This window comes from Devosia beringensis, from assembly GCF_014926585.1.
Lineage (GTDB): Bacteria > Pseudomonadota > Alphaproteobacteria > Rhizobiales > Devosiaceae > Devosia > Devosia beringensis.
Map to the genome: position 1 here is coordinate 2,833,897 of NZ_CP045422.1, position 16,960 is coordinate 2,850,856.

The 16,960-nt window shown below is 63.9% G+C and carries 16 protein-coding genes; 8 read left to right on the top strand and 8 right to left on the bottom strand.

Translation table 11 applies throughout. The features are described from left to right. Positions 1 to 135: 135 nt before the first annotated feature. From GDR53_RS13820 to GDR53_RS13855, 8 genes are all read left to right on the top strand, one after another. Positions 136 to 1,302 carry an ROK family transcriptional regulator gene (locus tag GDR53_RS13820; protein ID WP_193335054.1) on the top strand — a complete coding sequence of 389 codons (1,167 nt, stop codon included), beginning with the start codon at positions 136 to 138 and terminating at the stop codon, positions 1,300 to 1,302. Next, positions 1,299 to 2,102, top strand: coding sequence for an ATP-binding cassette domain-containing protein (locus GDR53_RS13825; protein ID WP_193335055.1), 804 nt, complete (start codon positions 1,299 to 1,301; stop codon positions 2,100 to 2,102). Before GDR53_RS13820 ends, GDR53_RS13825 begins: the two co-directional genes overlap by 4 nt. 5 nt (positions 2,103 to 2,107) lie before the next feature. Further along, positions 2,108 to 3,139 (top strand): sugar ABC transporter substrate-binding protein, encoded by a 1,032-nt coding sequence (locus GDR53_RS13830; protein ID WP_408639806.1) that lies wholly within the window; start codon positions 2,108 to 2,110, stop codon positions 3,137 to 3,139. 66 nt (positions 3,140 to 3,205) lie between these two features. Further along, a complete protein-coding gene (locus GDR53_RS13835) occupies positions 3,206 to 4,201 on the top strand; it encodes an ABC transporter permease (RefSeq protein ID WP_193335057.1) in 996 nt (331 codons plus the stop codon). Between the two features lie 2 nt (positions 4,202 to 4,203). Beyond that, entirely contained in the window at positions 4,204 to 4,980 is a 777-nt protein-coding gene (locus GDR53_RS13840; RefSeq protein ID WP_193338099.1) for an SDR family NAD(P)-dependent oxidoreductase, read from the top strand. A gap of 134 nt (positions 4,981 to 5,114) precedes the next feature. Then, positions 5,115 to 6,740, top strand: a complete 1,626-nt coding sequence (locus GDR53_RS13845; protein WP_193335058.1) for an MFS transporter — start codon at positions 5,115 to 5,117, stop codon at positions 6,738 to 6,740. Positions 6,741 to 7,384: 644 nt separating this feature from the next. After that, positions 7,385 to 7,654, top strand: a complete 270-nt coding sequence (locus tag GDR53_RS13850; protein WP_193335059.1) for a hypothetical protein — start codon at positions 7,385 to 7,387, stop codon at positions 7,652 to 7,654. A 353-nt stretch (positions 7,655 to 8,007) separates the two neighbouring features. Further along, a complete protein-coding gene (locus tag GDR53_RS13855; RefSeq protein WP_193335060.1) occupies positions 8,008 to 8,223 on the top strand; it encodes a hypervirulence associated TUDOR domain-containing protein in 216 nt (71 codons plus the stop codon). A gap of 52 nt (positions 8,224 to 8,275) precedes the next feature. On the opposite strand, the gene GDR53_RS13860 is transcribed toward GDR53_RS13855, so the two are convergent. From GDR53_RS13860 to GDR53_RS13895, 8 genes are all read right to left on the bottom strand, one after another. Further along, positions 8,276 to 9,238 (bottom strand): IS110 family RNA-guided transposase, encoded by a 963-nt coding sequence (locus GDR53_RS13860; RefSeq protein WP_193335061.1) that lies wholly within the window; start codon positions 9,236 to 9,238, stop codon positions 8,276 to 8,278. A gap of 297 nt (positions 9,239 to 9,535) precedes the next feature. Next, positions 9,536 to 10,237 carry a phosphate regulon transcriptional regulator PhoB gene (gene phoB, locus GDR53_RS13865; protein WP_193335062.1) on the bottom strand — a complete coding sequence of 234 codons (702 nt, stop codon included), beginning with the start codon at positions 10,235 to 10,237 and terminating at the stop codon, positions 9,536 to 9,538. Positions 10,238 to 10,240: 3 nt separating this feature from the next. Beyond that, positions 10,241 to 10,942 (bottom strand): phosphate signaling complex protein PhoU, encoded by a 702-nt coding sequence (gene phoU, locus GDR53_RS13870; RefSeq protein WP_193335063.1) that lies wholly within the window; start codon positions 10,940 to 10,942, stop codon positions 10,241 to 10,243. Positions 10,943 to 11,011: 69 nt separating this feature from the next. Beyond that, positions 11,012 to 11,794, bottom strand: a complete 783-nt coding sequence (gene pstB / locus GDR53_RS13875; protein WP_232846828.1) for a phosphate ABC transporter ATP-binding protein PstB — start codon at positions 11,792 to 11,794, stop codon at positions 11,012 to 11,014. 74 nt (positions 11,795 to 11,868) lie between these two features. Then, positions 11,869 to 13,233, bottom strand: coding sequence for a phosphate ABC transporter permease PstA (gene pstA, locus GDR53_RS13880; protein ID WP_193335064.1), 1,365 nt, complete (start codon positions 13,231 to 13,233; stop codon positions 11,869 to 11,871). Beyond that, positions 13,233 to 14,612: a phosphate ABC transporter permease subunit PstC gene (gene pstC / locus GDR53_RS13885; RefSeq protein WP_193335065.1), complete on the bottom strand. Its 1,380-nt coding sequence runs from the start codon at positions 14,610 to 14,612 to the stop codon at positions 13,233 to 13,235. The genes pstA and pstC overlap by 1 nt, the downstream gene beginning before the upstream one ends. Positions 14,613 to 14,672: 60 nt before the next feature. Then, complete coding sequence (locus tag GDR53_RS13890; protein ID WP_193335066.1) at positions 14,673 to 15,680, bottom strand: substrate-binding domain-containing protein; 1,008 nt, start codon at positions 15,678 to 15,680, stop codon at positions 14,673 to 14,675. Between the two features lie 432 nt (positions 15,681 to 16,112). Further along, positions 16,113 to 16,868: an IclR family transcriptional regulator domain-containing protein gene (locus GDR53_RS13895; RefSeq protein WP_193335067.1), complete on the bottom strand. Its 756-nt coding sequence runs from the start codon at positions 16,866 to 16,868 to the stop codon at positions 16,113 to 16,115. Positions 16,869 to 16,960: the final 92 nt, after the last annotated feature.

A 16,960-nucleotide genomic window follows, 5' to 3' on the forward strand; every position in this document is an offset into this window, starting at 1 on the left:
ACGGATGGCCGGGGCGTGCCCCTGCTCGGCGGAGCAGGGCACGGATACCGGCTATTACGCGCGATTCTATTTTTGAATTCCAATTGACATAATAAATAGGCACTGCCAATCTGCTGCCTATTGAGGGAGCAGAACATGGTTTTGCGCGGTACCAATCAGGAGCAGGCCCGGCCGTATAACCGGCGGATCGTGCTCGAATGCATCCGCAATGGCGGCCCGGCCACGCGGGGCGACATCGCGGCACGGGTGGGGCTGACGGTGCAGACCGTCTCGACCATCGTGCGCGAACTCGAAGACCAGAATTACCTGCTGTCGGTGCGCGAGGCGCCCAAGGGGCGTGGCCTGCCGCCGACAACGCTGCGGCTCAATCCGGACGGCGGCTATGCCGTGGGCATTTCCATCACGCCGCTGGGCGTCGAGGCCGCGCTGATGAACCTGGCCGGCGACATGCTGGGCAGCGCCGCGCGCAGCCATGCCCATGCCAGCCCCAACGCGGCCTTTGCCCTGATCGGCGAGCTGGTGGCCGAGATGCGGGCGCTGCGGCAGGACGGGCGGATCCTCGGGGTAGGGCTGGCCATGCCGGGCCCGTTTGACGTGCAATCGATGAGCTTTGTCGGACCGACGACGCTGGATGGCTGGGCCGGGGTGCCGGTACGGGCGCGGCTGGAAGAGGTGAGCAAGCTGCCCGCCTTCATCGCCGCCGATACGGTGGCGGCGGCCCTGGGCGTGCGGCTCTATGGCGAGGGCGCCGGGATCGGGCAGTTCTACTACCTGCATTTCGGTGTCGGCCTGGGCGGCACGATGATGCAGGACGGCGTGCCGGTGCGCGGCGCCTGGGGCAATGCCGGCGAAATCGGCCATATTCCGCTGATGCCGGGCGGGCGCCTCTGCCCCTGCGGCAATGCGGGGTGCCTTGAGCGCTACCTGTCGCTGGATGCGTTCAGCAACCGCCCGGACGGGCAGAGCCAGGCCGAATGGGTGGCAGAGGTCACGCCGATCTTTCACAGCGCCATCCAGACCATCGAGAACCTGTTCGACCCGCAGGCTGTGGTGCTGGGCGGTATCGCACCGGGCGAGCTGATCACCGATCTGGTGGCGACGACCGCGGTTCTGCCCAGCTCGATTTCCGCCCGCTATGACCGCACCACGCCGCGGGTCATCGCCTCGACCGGCCGCCAGTCGGTGATGCGCGGCGCGGCTGCCCTGGCTGTCTCCGGTGTCCTGTCGCCCCGGCAGGAGATCACATCTTCCCCCGATCGCGCGCAGAAACGCGATCCGTTTTCGAATGGACTGGCAGCATGAGCGAGCCCCTTCTCGTCCTCGACAATATCACCAAGAATTACGGGGCCGTGCAGGCCTTGCGCGGCGTGTCCTTTTCCATCGCCAAGGGTGAGGTCATCGCCCTGCTCGGCGACAATGGCGCCGGCAAGTCGACGCTGGTCAAAATTATCTCGGGCGGGCTGGATGCCAGTTCGGGCAGCATGAGCTTTGAAGGCAAGCCCTTCGCGCCGAAATCGCCGTCGGAGGCCAAGGCGGCCGGCATCGAGACGGTCTACCAGGACCTGTCGCTGTGCACCAATGTCGACGTGGTCGCCAATTTCTTCATGGGGCGCGAGCTGACGCGGTCGATAATGGGCATCAAGGTGCTCGACGAGGCGCGCATGGAAGAGCAAGTGGCCAAGGCCATGGCTACGGCCGGCACGCGTATCCCCTCGCTGCGCAGCAAGGTGGAGCACCTGTCGGGCGGCCAGCGCCAGGCGATCGAGCTCAACCGTTTCGTGCATTGGGGCGGCAAGCTGGTGCTGCTGGACGAGCCGTTTGCGGCGCTGGGCGTGGAGCAGACCAAGCGCGGGCTGGAGATGATCCGCCAGGTGGCGGCGCAGGGGATCGGGGTGGTGATCATCACCCATATCATGCAGCAGGCATTCCAGGTGGCGGACCGCATGGTGGTCATCCGCCAGGGCGTGGTGGCGGGCGATGTGCCGACCAAACAGACAAACGCGGACGCAGTGATCGGCATGATCACGGGCGAAACCCTCACCGGTGCCGGACCGGTAGGGGGCGCGACGGAGGGATCCGGTGCACAGGAGCGAAACGAATGAAGCACATGTTGCAATGGGGCATGGTTCTTCTGGCCGGCGCAGCCGGGATGGTGAACCCGGCCTATTCGCAGGAAAAGGGAACCGTCTATTACATGGTCCCGACCCTGCTCGACGAATTCCAGACCGGTTCGGTCAGCGCGCTCGAAATGTTCCTCGAGCAGGTCGGCTATGAGATGACGACGCTCAATGCCGACAACAAGACCGATCTGCAGCAGAGCCAGATGAATGACGTGATCACGCTGGCGCCCAAGGCGATCATCCTGGCGGCAGTGGACTTCAATGCCCTGGCGCCATCGGTGGAGGCGGCACGCGCCGCCGGCATTCCGGTGATCGAATTCGACCGCCAGATTTCCTCGACCATGTCGGACTTCACCTCGGTGGCCGGCACGGTGGAGATCGGCTATGTGGCGGCCGAGCAGGTGGAACGCCTGCTGACCGAGAAGAACGGCGCGGTCAAGGGCAAGGTGCTGCAGGTGCTGGGCGACCCCGGCGACCCCTATACGCTCGATATCCAGAAGGGCTTTGAGGAAAAGATGGCGGCCTTCCCCGAGGTCACCATCATCAGCCAGCCCGCCACGATGTGGGAAGCCAGCAATGCCGGGACGATCGTTTCGGATCAACTGCTGGCCAATCCGGACATCGATATCGTGTTCAGCCATGCCGCCCATCTGTCGGTGGCGGCCGTGGCATCGCTGGAAGCGGCCGGCAAGCAGCCCGGCGACGTCTATGTGATGAGCTCGAATGGCGCGCCGGTGGCGCTGCAGATGATCCGCGATGGCTGGATGCAGGTGGAAGTGGAGCAGCCGCTCTATGCCCAGGCTGCCGCCGTGGCCATGTTCATGGACAAGATCGTGGCCAAGCAGCCGATCGAGCCGGGCGAGTATGACGTGCTCGGGCTCAAATCGGTGGTGACCAATGAAGCATGGGGCCCGACCATCAAGATCCCGGGCGCCGCGATCACCGCGGACAATGTCGACGACGCGGCCTTCTGGGGCAATCTGCAGCCGCCCACCGAAGCCGTGACGCCGGTTCCCTAACCCAGTACTGCCCCTTCCGCCTCAGGCGGGAGGGGTCTGGTTCCCCCGCTTTTTGCGAGAAATACGATGACGCCCCAATCGCGCCGCGCGCTCGAACTCGTGCTCGACAACCTGGTCTGGTTCATGCTGCTGGCGGTGCTGGCGATCTTTTCGGCGACGATCCCGAACTATTTCCAGCCGGGTATTTTCGCCAATATCATCGAGCAATCCACCGTGCTGGGGGTGATGTCGATCGGGCTGGCGCTGGTGATCATTGCCGGGCACATGGATCTCTCCGTGGAATCGGTGGCGGCGCTGAGCGCCATGGCCGCCAGCATGGTCTTCGCCTCCTCGGGCATCGGCCTGGGGGTGGAGCTGACGCCGGGCTGGCTGGTGGTGCCGGCCTCACTGGCGCTGAGCCTTGCCGTCGGGGCGGCGGTCGGGCTGCTCAACGGCTATCTGGTGATCAAGATCAAGATGAATGCCTTCATCGTCACGCTGTCCAGTTTCATCTGGGTGCGCGGGCTGGTGGTGGCGCTGTCGGGCGGGCGCTCGGCGCAGAATCTGGCCGACGAGCTGCGCTGGCTGGCGATCCAGCGCTTTCTGGGCCTGCCGCTGACGGCCTATATCGCCATTGCCTGCTTTGTCGGCTTTTCCTTCATGATGGCCAAGACGCGCTATGGACGGCACCTGCTGATGATCGGCGGCAACGAGGCGGCGGCCTTTCGCGCCGGCATCAAGGTGGACAAGGTGCTGATGGTCGCCTTCCTGCTGTCAGGGACGGTGGCGGCGCTTGCCGGGTGGCTGCTGGCGATCCGCACCTCGGGCGCCACGGCCAATCTGGGCACCGGCATGCTGTTCAACGCCTTTGCCGCGGTGGTGATCGGCGGCGTCAGCCTCAAGGGCGGCGTCGGCGCGCTGCCAGGGGTCTATGCCGGCGTGCTGCTGCTGTCGGCGATCAATACGGCGATCAACCTGATGGGCCTGCCGGCGCATTTCACCCAGGTCATCCATGGCCTGCTGGTGCTGGCGGCGGTGCTGCTCGACACTCTCAAACAATCGATCCGGAAGAAACTGGCATGAGCATGAATGGACGCCTGGCGGGCAAGACGGCCCTTGTCATCGGGGCGGCGCGCGGCATCGGCAAGGGTACGGCCAAGCGCTTTGTCGAGGAGGGCGCCAATCTGGTGCTGGCCGACTGGGAGGAAGAGGCCGGACGGGCCAGCGCCGCGGAGCTGGGCGGCACGTTCATCCGCACCGATATTTCCAACTATGCCGATGCCGAAGCAGCGGTGGCGCTGGCAGTGGCGACCTATGGCAGGCTCGACATCGTGGTGCAGAATGCCGGGATCTATCCCTGGCAGCTGATCGAGGACACGACGCCGGAGGACTGGGACGCGGTGATGGCAGTCAATCTGCGCGGCAGCTTCAATGCGGCCAAGGCAGCCCTCAAGCCGATGCGGGCGCAGCAGTATGGGCGCATCCTTTTTACCTCCTCGATCACCGGGCCGCATGTGACCAGCCCCGGGCATGGCCATTACGGGGCCAGCAAGGCGGGGATCAACGGGTTCATCCGCTCGGCGGCGCTGGAATTTTCCGGCTATGGCATTACCGTCAACGGGGTGGAGCCGGGCAATATCCTGACCGAGGCGATGGAAGAGCATCGCGGCCCGGCCTTCATCGCCGATATGGAAAGCGCCATTCCGCTGGGGCGGCTGGGCAGCGCGCGGGACGTGGCCAATGCCTTCCTGTTCCTGGCATCGGACGATGCCAGCTATATTACCGGCACCACCATTGTGGTGGATGGCGGGCAACTGCTGCCCGAGGGCAATGATTTCCGGATCGTGCCCAGCGGCGTCTAGACGCGACGCTGCCGGGAGCTGAGGGCGGGCAGGCGGGCCAGAAGTGGACGCCAGAGCGCCGGCATTGGCTTGTCAAAGCGGACCGACTGGCTCAAGACGGTGTGTCTTGCCACCAGCCTTTGCGAGGACACGCCATGCCCGACAGACCGTCCATCCTGGCGCCGTTCAAGCATGAGACGTTCCGGCTGCTATGGATTGCCACGCTGATGAGCAATCTGGGCGGGCTGGTGCAGTCCGTCGGCGCCGGCTGGATGATGACGACGCTGACCGATTCCCACTCCATGGTGGCGCTGGTGCAGGCGTCGACGACGCTGCCGATCATGGTGTTTTCGCTGGCCGCCGGGGCGCTGGCGGACAATTTCGATCGACGGATCGTGATGATCATCGCCCAGTGCGGCATGGCGGTGGTGTCGCTGCTGCTGGCGGTGCTGGGGTTCATGGGATTGCTCAGCCCATGGCTGCTGCTCGGCCTGACCTTTCTGATCGGGGCGGGCACGGCTTTGTTCAACCCGTCCTGGCAGGCGTCGATGGGCGATATCGTGCCGCGCAGCGACCTGCCGGGGGCAGTGACGCTCAATGCCATGGGTTTCAACATGATGCGCAGCGTCGGCCCGGCTGTGGGCGGGCTGATCGTGGCGCTGGCGGGGGCGGCGGCGGCGTTCGCGCTCAACGCGTTCACCTATCTGCCGCTGATCGCGGCGCTGCTGCGCTGGAAGCCGGAGCGGGCGCCCAACCGGCTGCCGCGCGAGCATTTCGGCAGCGCCATCCTGGCGGGCATCCGCTATGTGTCGCTGTCGCCGAACCTCACCACCGTGTTGCTGCGCAGCTTTCTGTTCGGGGTGGCGGCGATCGCCATCCTGGCGCTGCTGCCCAGCGTGGCGGCGGAATATGTGGGGGGCGGGGCGCTGGCCTATGGCACGTTGCTGGGCAGTTTTGGCGTCGGCGCGATTGGCGGTGCCTTTCTCAATGGCATCGTGCGCGAGCGGTTCAGCAATGAGCTGATCGTGCGTTTTGCCTGTGTCGGCTTTGCCTTGGCATGCGCCGGGCTGGGCTTCAGCCGAGACCTGGTGCTGAGCCACCTGATGCTGCTGCCGGCCGGGTTCTGCTGGGTGCTGACGATGAGCCTGTTCAATGTGTCGATCCAGCTATCGTCGCCGCGCTGGGTGGTGGGGCGGGCGCTGTCGCTCTACCAAACCGCCACCTTTGGCGGCATGGCGCTGGGCAGCTGGCTGTGGGGCCTAGCCGCCGATGCCGGGGGGCCGGGCTGGGCGCTGACCATGGCCGGCGTGGTCCTGCTGGTCTGCGCGCTGGTGGGGGTAAAGCTGCCGCTGCCCGAATTCGAGCAGCGCGATCTGGGGCCGCTCAACACGTTCAATGAGCCAGTGCTGCGGCTGGACCTGACGCCGCGCAGCGGGCCGATCATGGTGATGGTGGACTATCGCATCGCCCAGCAGGACATCCCCAAATTCCTGGCGCTGATGACCGACCGGCGACGGATCAGGCTGCGCGACGGGGCGCGGCAATGGGCGCTGCTGCGCGATCTCGAGCAGCCCGAGCTGTGGGTCGAGAGCTATCACGTGCCCACCTGGATCGACTATGTGCGGCACAATCTGCGGCGCACCAAGGCCGATGCCGACAATATCGAGCAGCTGCGGGCCCTGCACCGGGGCGAAGGATTGCCGATGGTGCACCGCATGATTGAGCGGCAGACCGTGCCGCTGGACGACGAGACGCCGCTGCGCGGGGTGGGCGAGGTTTAGGCGTACCAGCCATGGGGGCATGACGTTGGGACGGGATGGCGGGAATCGACCCCGTTTCGGTCGCTCAAGCCTGGTTGGAGCAAAGCCAAAAGCGGTCGCTGCAATTGGTCTTCATTGCCTCTTAACGGATTCAGCTACCAATGCTGCTGCGACCGTCAGTTTTTGCTGGAAGGAAAACCAAGTGTCCCAGGTGCAGTGGGCCATCTTCCGCCGAACGTTTTTTGTCCTGACTCTGGCTTGGCTCTTTGGCACTGTGTCCTGGACGATGCTGCCAGTGCCTACCGCGGTCAGCATGATGGTTTTGCTCGCACTCGTCGCAGCCTACGTATACGCGCTCACAAAGTGGCAGCGGCCAAACTCCGACTTCAGCGACAACATAGCGCATGAGAGTCACATTTCAAACGTCGCTCTTAGGGAAGCATTCGTATCGACTATCCTCGCCTTGCCAGTGCTGCTGGCTTTGGCATGGCTTTCACAACGAGTAGCCTGAGGCTATTTCGCCGCTCATCTCGATCCGGGCCCTGAGCAGGCAGACGCGAATATGAAGCTGTCTAAGCTCTTAGATGCATCTTCAAATAGTCAAATCTCTTGTAAGAAAGCCGCTGCGAAAAGGCATTTGCCGGGTCTTCTTAGGTATGAAATAAATGACAGCTCATCTTACAAAAGTACTATCTACCTGTATTGTAGAATTGCTTTTTCAACTGGATAATGCTTCGGAGGAACAGGTGAATAGTGATTTTTCCTTGGGCCTGATGGAATATGTAGGCGCTGAATTGCAGGGGTTAGACGATCTCGACGCTGGGCAATTCATCGCCGCTATCAATGAAATAGCTGGGGCTGGTACTGGAGATGCAAGGAGACATTTTGTCGAAAATTTTCCCGACAATTTTGGATTGAGTAACACCCTCGCCTGATGCCGTTTACCTTCTGCCCTGAAGAGATCGTGTGTCGCGGGCGTATCGGGTTCTGGGTCCCGTTACACCTATGAGCTACCGACACTTGGCCTTTTACCCAAGAAGTCTAAACAGCGGTCACATGCAGCCCAAAGACCTGGCGGCAGGGTATAACGGGTTTGACCGAAAACCGATTTGATGTTGACGTCCGGTTTCAACCACCAAAACCGGACAGTCGGGTTCCCACCCCCGATATCGCCATTACCTCCACGTGAGCAGGCCGTCCGCTTTCAGCCGGGCGGCAACTCCAGAACCGATGCCAATTGCAACCAATTGGGTTTATTGGCGTACTCCTCCAGAGTGAGGACATGAGCATGGCGCACCTGCAAATCGGTATGAATGTCAAATGGCGCTGGGGCGCGCATTGGGCCCATGGACGTATCGAGCAGGTCTTTACGGAAAAGACCACGCGCACCATTCGTGGCACGCAGGTTACGCGACATGCGAGCCCGGAAGCGCCTGCCTATCTGATCACCCAGCCTCGGGGTGGCGTCGTTCTCAAGAACGGCAATGAAATCACCGAGGAATAGGGGCTGGTGCAATGCCCCCACCTAGCCTCCCCCTGAGCAACCGTGTTTGCGGTCAAGCTGTGTTGGTGTGCCAGGGGGTGTTGTTGGTGTGCCAGGGGGTGTTGTTGGCAAGGACGGCATTGGCTGTCGTGATGAGTTTGCGCATGGCGGCGACGATGGCGAGCTTTCCCGGTTTGCCCTGGGCGCGCAGCCTTTTGTAGAAGTCGCGGATGGGCGGGTTAGCACGGATGGCCGACAGGGTGGCCATATAGAGAGCGCAGCGCACCGAGAGGCGTCCGCCGGCGATATGGGCCTGGCCGCGCATCTCACCACTATCGCGGTTGAAGGGGGCGACTCCGGCCAAGGCGGCCGCCTGCTTGTTGCCGATGCCGCCCAGCTCGGGCATTTCGGCCAGCAGCACGGCGGCCGTAGTCTGGCCGATGCCGGGGATGGTGGTGAGTAGTTCGGCCCGGCGCCGTAGCGTCGCATCGCTATCGATCTGGCGGGTAATGGCCCGATCCATCTCGCCGATCTGGCTGCTCAAGAAGCCTATATGAGCATCGATGCTGGCTTGCGCCAGCGCAGCTTCAGGGTGCTCGCGACGCTGCTTTTCCATGGCCAGCATATCCACCATCTGGCGGCGCCGGCGCACCAGATCGGCCATTTCCACGGCATTTGGATCGTAGAGGGGGTCGGGATCTGGGTGCATCAGGTGAGCGAAGCGCAGGATCGCCGCGGCGTCAATCGCATCGGTCTTGGCCAGCAGCCCGTCGGCCCGAGCCAGATCGCGCACCCGGCGCGGGTTAATCGTGCTCAGCGCGATGCCATGCTGGCTGAGCGAGCGGGCCATCAGCCGCGTATAGCTGCCGGTGGCCTCACAGACCAGATGGGGCCGGGTCAGGCTGGAGATCTTTTGCACCAACCGAGCCATGCCAGCCGGATTATTGGACACGCGCAACCTGCTCGAGCCGGTGATGGCCAGATCCAGGTGCTTCTTGGAGACGTCGACACCAACATAGTCTGGGGAAAAAATCATGATCGCTCTGCCTTGTATGCGGGCATGTCGCCCAACCAACCGTTCGAGACAGTCAAGATGGGCCGGACGCGTCTGCTCAGGGGCGAGCTTGCTGGCTCTTGGGGGACACACGCTATCCAGCCCGGGAGCCCGGTAAACCCAAAGCTCCCAGGCCGATCATCGCCAATCACGGCCTCCAAGCAAACATACAAGGGGGAGGGACCGCGTGGTGGTCGGGGCACCAATCAAGGCAAGCACTGCGCTGCTCCTCCCCCTTTCGGGGAAGACGGGGTGGGGTAGGCTGAAAAGAGACGGATCTCACGCGACCTGGGCAAACCGCTCGTCAAACGCATATCCCGCGCCGCGGACGGTGCGGATGGGGTCGGTTTCGCGGCCGCGGTTGATGGCGCGGCGGAGGCGGCCGATATGGACGTCGACGGTGCGCTCGTCGACATAGACGTCATTGCCCCAGACGCCGTCGAGGAGCTGTTCGCGTGAATAGACGCGGCCGGGATGGCGCATCAGATATTCGAGCAGGCGGTATTCGGTGGGGCCGAGATGGACGTCGCGGGTGGCCCGGCGGACACGGTGGGTGGTGCGGTCGAGCTCGAGATCGCCGACCTTGAGCGCGGCGGTGACCAGGTTCGGATTGGCGCGGCGCAGCAAAGCGTGGATGCGGGCGATCAGCTCGGGCACCGAGAAGGGCTTGACCACATAGTCGTCGGCGCCGGTGGCGAGGCCGCGGACGCGCTCTTCCTCCTCACCGCGGGCGGTGAGCATGATGATGGGGACGCGGGCGGTTTCCTCGCGGGCGCGCAGGCGCCGGCACAGTTCGATGCCGGAGATTTCGGGCAGCATCCAGTCGAGCAGGATCAGGTCGGGCAGCTTGTCCTGGATGGCGTGGGTGGCCTCGTCACCGGTTTCAGCGGTGACGACGCGGAAGCCCTCGGCCTCGAGATTGTAACGCAGGAGGATGGCGATATCGCCTTCGTCCTCGACGACAAGAATGGTGGCGGGCATCGGTCAGGCCTTGATCTGGGTCCGCTGCAGTTCCTCGACATCGCTGGAAAGCTGCTTGCCGGTCTGCAGGTAATAGGCGCGTTCGGCGATATTGGTGGCGTGATCGCCAATGCGTTCCAGGCTCTTGGCGCAGAACAGCAGGTGGGTGCAGGGGGTGATGTTGCGCGGATCTTCCATCATGTAGGTGAGCAGTTCGCGGAACAGGGAGGTGTACATGGCGTCCACCTCGTCATCGCGGTTGCAGACCTGGATGGCGCCGTCGGCATCGCGGTTGGAATAGGCGTCCAGCGATTCCTTGATCTGGCGCAGCACCAGGGCGGTCATGTTGCGCACGCCATTGTAGAAGGTGGGCTGCAGGGTCAGCCCCTCGATCTTGAGCGAGCGGCGGGCCAGCTGCTTGGCCATGTCGCCGACGCGTTCGAGATCGGAAGCGACGTGGATGGCGGTGATGATGGAGCGCAGGTCCGAGGCCATGGGCTGGCGGCGGGCGATCATGGAAACGGCCATGTCGTCGATCTTGCGCTGCATGTCATCGATGCGCTGATCGGCGATGATGGTGAGGTCGGCCAGCTCGCGATCGAGCTTGAGCAGTGCCTTGGTGCCGTTCTCGATGGCGACCTCGACCTGGCCACCCATTTCGGCAATGGTCTGGGCGAGGGCGACGAGTTCGTCATTGTAGGACGAGACGATATGATCGGGGGCCATGGTGTTCCTCTGAACCTTGGGGCGGGGAACCGGCCGGGGCCGGTTCGCGCATATGAGCGGGTGGCCGGACTAGCCGATGCGACCCATGATGTAATCCTGGGTCTGCTTGTGAGCCGGGTTGGTGAAGATGTCCTCGGTGACACCTTCCTCGACCAGATTGCCCAGGTGGAAGAAGGCCGTGCGCTGGCTGACGCGGGCGGCCTGCTGCATGGAGTGGGTGACGATGACGATGGTGTAGTTCTCGCGCAGCTCGTCGATCAGTTCCTCGATGATGGCCGTGGCGATCGGGTCGAGGGCCGAGCAGGGTTCGTCCATCAGGATGACTTCGGGGCCGACGGCGATGGCGCGGGCAATACACAGACGCTGCTGCTGGCCGCCCGACAGGCTCGTGCCGGGCTCCTGCAGGCGATCCTTGACCTCTTCGAACAGGCCCGCCTTGCGCAGCGAGGAGACCACGATCTCGTCGAGGTCGGTCTTGGAACGGGCAATGCCGTGGATCTTGGGACCATAGGCGACGTTTTCGTAGATCGACTTGGGGAAGGGATTGGGCTTCTGGAAGACCATGCCGACGCGGGCGCGCAGCTCGACCACGTCCAGATCGGGATCGGAAATATCGTCGCCGTCGAGCTTGATGGTGCCGCCGACAACGGCGCCCTCAATGGTGTCGTTCATGCGGTTGATGCAGCGCAGGAAGGTCGACTTGCCGCAGCCCGAGGGTCCGATGAAGGAGGTCACGGCACGATCGGGGATGTCGATGGAGATGCCGAACAAAGCCTGCTTGGCGCCGTAATGCACGGTCACGTCGCGGGCGGTGAGGCGGATCGGCCGTTGCAGGGCGTCGGTGGGGTTCATGGTGCTGTTCACTGATTGCTGTGTCGTCTTGGGCTTGCCGGCGATCATATCCATTGGTGCATTCTCCAGTTCGCTCATACGCGGCGCTCAAGGCGGGTGCGCAGGAAGATGGCCACGGCGTTGAGCATGATCATCAGCGCCAGCAGGACCATGATGGCAGCTGATGTGCGGGCTTCAAAGAAATTCCGGTTCTCATTGCCCTGCCAGAGGAAGATCTGCACCGGCAGGGCGGTGGCCTGATCGACCACCGAGCCGGGCACGGCGGCGACGAAGGCATTCATGCCGATGAGCAGCAGGGGTGCGGTTTCGCCCAGGGCCTGGGCCACGCCGATAATGGTGGCCGTCAGGATCGAGGGGAAGGTGACGGGCAGGACGTGATGGAAGACCATCTGCGTGCGCGAGGCGCCCAGGCCCAGAGCGGCCTGGCGCAGGGCGGGGGAGACGCCCTGCAGGGCGGCACGGGTGGCGATGATGATGGTGGGCAGGGTCATCAGGGTGAGCACCAGGCCGCCGACGAGCGGGGCGGAGCGGGGCAGGTGGAAGAAGTTGATGAACACCGCGGCGCCGAGCAGGCCGAAGACGATGGAGGGCACGGCCGCCAGATTGTTGATGTTGACCTCGATGAGATCGGTGAGGCGCGATTTGGGCGCGAATTCCTCAAGATAGATGGCGCTGGCCACCCCGATCGGCACGGCCAGCACGATCACCACCAGCATCATGTAAAGCGAGCCCATGAAGGCGCCGGCGAGACCGGCCGAGGCAGGCGCGGCGCGGCTGTCGACATTGGTGAACAGGCCCCAGGCGAAATCCTGGGTGATGGCGCCATTGGCCTCGAGCGCATCGATCATGGCGCGGGCCGGCGCCGACAATTGCTGCTGCGCATCGCCCAGGTCGCGGTCGATATTGCCCTTGACCCAGTTATCGACATTGGCCGAGGCCAGCAGATCAAAGCGCACGGTCTGGCCGAGCAGGCTCGGATCGGCGACGAAGGCCTCGCGCACGACGTGGCGGGCATTGGTTTCGGGAATGGTCAGCAACTGCCGGCTGTCGATCTCGAGCCCGGCTGGGGTCACCGCCTGCATGGCAGCGTCGATGACCTTGTTCCAGTTCAGCATGGCGACGTCGCGCTGCCATTTGAGGGTGACGTCATTGAAATCGGCATCGGACTGGTCGGCAGCGCGGACAGGGGCCGGATCGACACCGAGCAGAGCCGGATCATAGGTGACGTCGAGATGCAGCGTCGCCTGATGGAAGGCGGGGATGCCCTTGCGCAACACATCGGCGAACAGCAGGGCGACAAAGCCGAGCGCGGCGCAGATCGCCACGATGCCCAGGATGCGGAAGATCTGCTCGTTGAGGTGGCGGCGGCGCAGGCCGGCGCGTACCAGCAATGTGCGTTCGGTGGCCGCCTTGCGACCGGAGCCCTGAAGATCGGTCATTATTCGTACTGCTCCCGGAAGCGGCGGACGATGTAGAGCGCCACGATATTGAGAAGAAGGGTCATGACGAAGAGGGTCAGGCCCAGGGCAAAGGCCACCAGCGACTGCGGCCCGGCGAAATCGGTATCGCCGGTGAGCTGGTTGACGATCGAGACGGTGATGGTGGAGATCGGCTCAAGCGGGGTGCCGCGCAGCACCGGGCTGTTGCCGGCGGCCAGCACCACGATCATGGTTTCGCCGATGGCGCGGCTGACGGCGAGCAGGAAGGCGCCGACAATGCCGGGCAGGGCGGCGGGCAGCAGGACGTGGCGGATGGTTTCGGACTGGGTCGCGCCCAGGCCATAGGAGCCATCGCGCATGGCCAGCGGCACCTGGTTGAGAATGTCGTCGCTGAGCGAGGAGATGAAAGGGATGATCATGATGCCCATGACCAGGCCTGCGGTCAGCGCGCTGGTGGCGCTGATATCGAGGCCAACCATGGCGCCGGCACCCTTGAGGAAGGGGCCGACGGTGACCAGGGCAAAGAAGCCGTAGACGATGGTGGGAATGCCGGCGAGGATTTCGATGACCGGCTTGATGACGGCGCGCACCTTGCGCGGGGCATATTGGGACAGGTAGATCGCCGTCATCAGCCCGATCGGCACGGCCACCAGCGAGGCGATGGCGGCAACCCACAGGGTACCGGTGAGCAGCGGCAGCAGGCCATACGAGCCGTAGTCGCCCGCCGTGGTGGAGGAGAATTTGGGGTTCCAGACGGTGCCGAAGAAGAAGTCCACCGGGCTGATGAAGCCGAAGAAGCGGATGGCTTCCGAGAGCAGCGACAGCAGGATGCCCAGGGTGGTCAGGATGGCCACGGCCGAGCAGAGCATCAGCAGGCCGGAAATGACGATCTCGACATTGTTGCGGGCGCGCAGGCGGGGGCTGATGCGGGAGCGGGCATAAAGCAGCGCCAGGATGCCGAGGCCGGCAGCGGCAGCCACGATGGCGAGGAAAGTGATGAACTGGAAGCCGCGCAGCGAGTCGGCGGCGGTCTGCTCGAAAGGCAGGATGTCGCCGGCCACGCCATAGCCGGAGGCCAGAGCGCCAATGCGCTGCAGGGTGGCGTTGAGGCCGGCCTGATCGAGCGATGTCAGAATGTCGGCGGGGATCTGGGCGACGATATAGGCGCGGGTGATGTCAGCGCCGAGCCAGGCCCAGATGCCAAGAATGAGCAAAGCGGGGGCCAGGGTCCAGATCGCCACCAGAGCCGCGTGATATTGCGGGCGGGAATGGACCTTGACGCCCTGCGGCGTGGCGAGGCGGCGGCTGGTCGCCCAGCCTGTCTGATAGGCCAGACCGAGCAGGACAAGCAAAAGGCCGGCAATAATCAGAGAGTTCATGGGCGCTGTCCCGCGGGAAAGGGAGGGCCGCGCCTGGTGGCGCGGCCCGGGTATTGACGCTTACATGCCGGCTTCGAAAGCGGCCATGACTTCGGCAGTCTTGTCGGCTGGCTGCGGGATCAGGCCAGCGGCTTCAAGCGTGCCGCCATTGCCCGAAATGGCTTCCGACAGGAAGAACTGGACATATTCCTCGATGCCGGGGATGACGCCGATGTGCTGGCCCTTGACGTAGAAGAACAGGGGACGCGACACGGGGTATTCACCGGCCGAGACGCTGTCCAGCGATGGCACGACGCCATCGACGGTAGCGACCTTGAGGGTGTCCTTGTTCTGCTCGTAGAAGGACAGACCGAACACGCCGACAGTGTCGGGGTTGGAGGTCAGGCGTGCCAGGGTCTCGGTGTAGTCACCGGCGATCTCGACAACGACGTCCTGACGCAGGGTTTCGCAAGCGTCTTCGGCAGCATCGGCAGGCAGTTCGGCAGCTTCACAACCAGCAGCGACAACCTTCTCCTGGAAGACTTCGCGGGTGCCGTGATTGGAACCGGGAATGGCCAGGGCGATGGCCTGATCGGGGAGCGAGGCGTCGATCTCGGACCAGTTGGTGTAGGGATTGTCGACCATCTTGCCATCGACGGGCACCTGGGCAGCGATCGCCTTGTATACGAAGAGCGGGGTCAGGGCGAAGTCAGCCTTGGTAGCCGACGACGCAAAGACGATGCCGTCGAAGCCGAACTGGATTTCGCGAATGTCGGTGACGCCGGCCGCGGTGCAGGCTTCCTTTTCGCTGTCCTTGATGGCGCGCGAAGCATTGGCAATGTCGATGGTGTTTTCGCCAACGCCTTCACAGAAGGACTTCAGGCCGCCGCCGGTGCCGCCCGAACCCACGACCGGGGTCTTGAACTCAGGGAAAGCCGCGCCGAATTCTTCAGCAACGATCGAGGCGAAGGGCAGCACGGTGGACGAACCAGCGATCTGGATGGTGTCGCGCGACTGGGCGAAAGCGGCTGGGGTGCCGAACGCGACAAGCGCGATAACGGCAGCACTGGCGAATATTGCAGACTTCATGGGGATTTCCTTTTCGGAATTCGTTCAAACCTGGCGAGCCGATCCGAGACATCATCCCCGGCGCCGCCCTTTGACGTGGCAGACCATAGAAGCGGCGTGCGACTGTTTTATTGCAGTCTCGTGACGCGTTTGTGACAGGTTAATGCCTTGAATTTGTTAATTGATCCGGAATGCACACGTGGTCACACGGCAAATATGACATTTGCTTAAGGCCCGGTCGGACCGGGCTCGACGGAGTCCCGCTGGGCGGGACGGACGCTGTGCGTGGAGATTTTTAGCGCGAGTTTGTGACAGTGATGCATCGACGTGGACGGCAGTGAAAACCGGCGCCTGGAACCAGCCACGTCTGGCTGAAACGGCTCAATGCTTCAACTCCTCGGCGTGTCGCGGCTGCAAACCGCAAACAGGGGAGCCCCTTGTGCCGAAAACGCTCTAGCGCAGCAGCGGCCGCACCTCGGCCTGCACCTTGCGCATCAGCGGCAGGAAATTGGCGATCATGTGCGAGGTCGAGGCCCGGGCGGACTGGGCACCGATATTGAGGGCGGCGACTGTCTGGCCCTGGGCATTGAGCAGGGGCACGGCAATGGAACAGAGGCCGAGCTCGAGCTCCTCGTCGATGACGGCAAAGCCCTGGGCGGCGACCACGGCCAGCTCGGTGGTGATCGAGGCGAGGTCGGCCTTGGTCTTTCTGGTATAGGCGATCAGGTCGGAGCGGCTGAGGATGTCGGCGGCCTGGGCCGCGGGCAGGGCTGCCAGCATGATGCGGCCCATGGAGGTGCAATAGGCGGGCATATGCGCACCGGCGCCCAGATTGATCGACATGACGCGGCGATGGGCAGCCCGGGCGATATAGAGGATCTCGGTATTGTCGAGCACGGCTGCCGAGGAAGATTCGTGGATCTGGGCGGACAGGGCGTCGAGAAAGGGCTGGATCAGGCGCGGCAGCGGCGTGGCGGCGAGGTAGGAATGGCCCAGATTGAGGATGCGCGGGGTCAGGCGGAAGAACTTGCCGTCATAGGTGGCGTAGCCGAGATGGGTGAGGGTGAGCAGGCAGCGACGCGCGGTGGCGCGCTCGAGCCCGGTGCGATTGGCGACGTCGGTGATCGAGAGGCCGGCATGTTCCTCATCGAAGCACTCGATGACGGCCAGGCCCTTGACGAGGCCGTTGATGATGTCGCCGTCGCGCATGGCGGGAATTCCTCTTGGGCGCTGAGCGCACAATGCGCGCCGGGCGCACAATAGGGGCCCCACCGGGTGGACGCAATGGCGGCAAGGCGGCT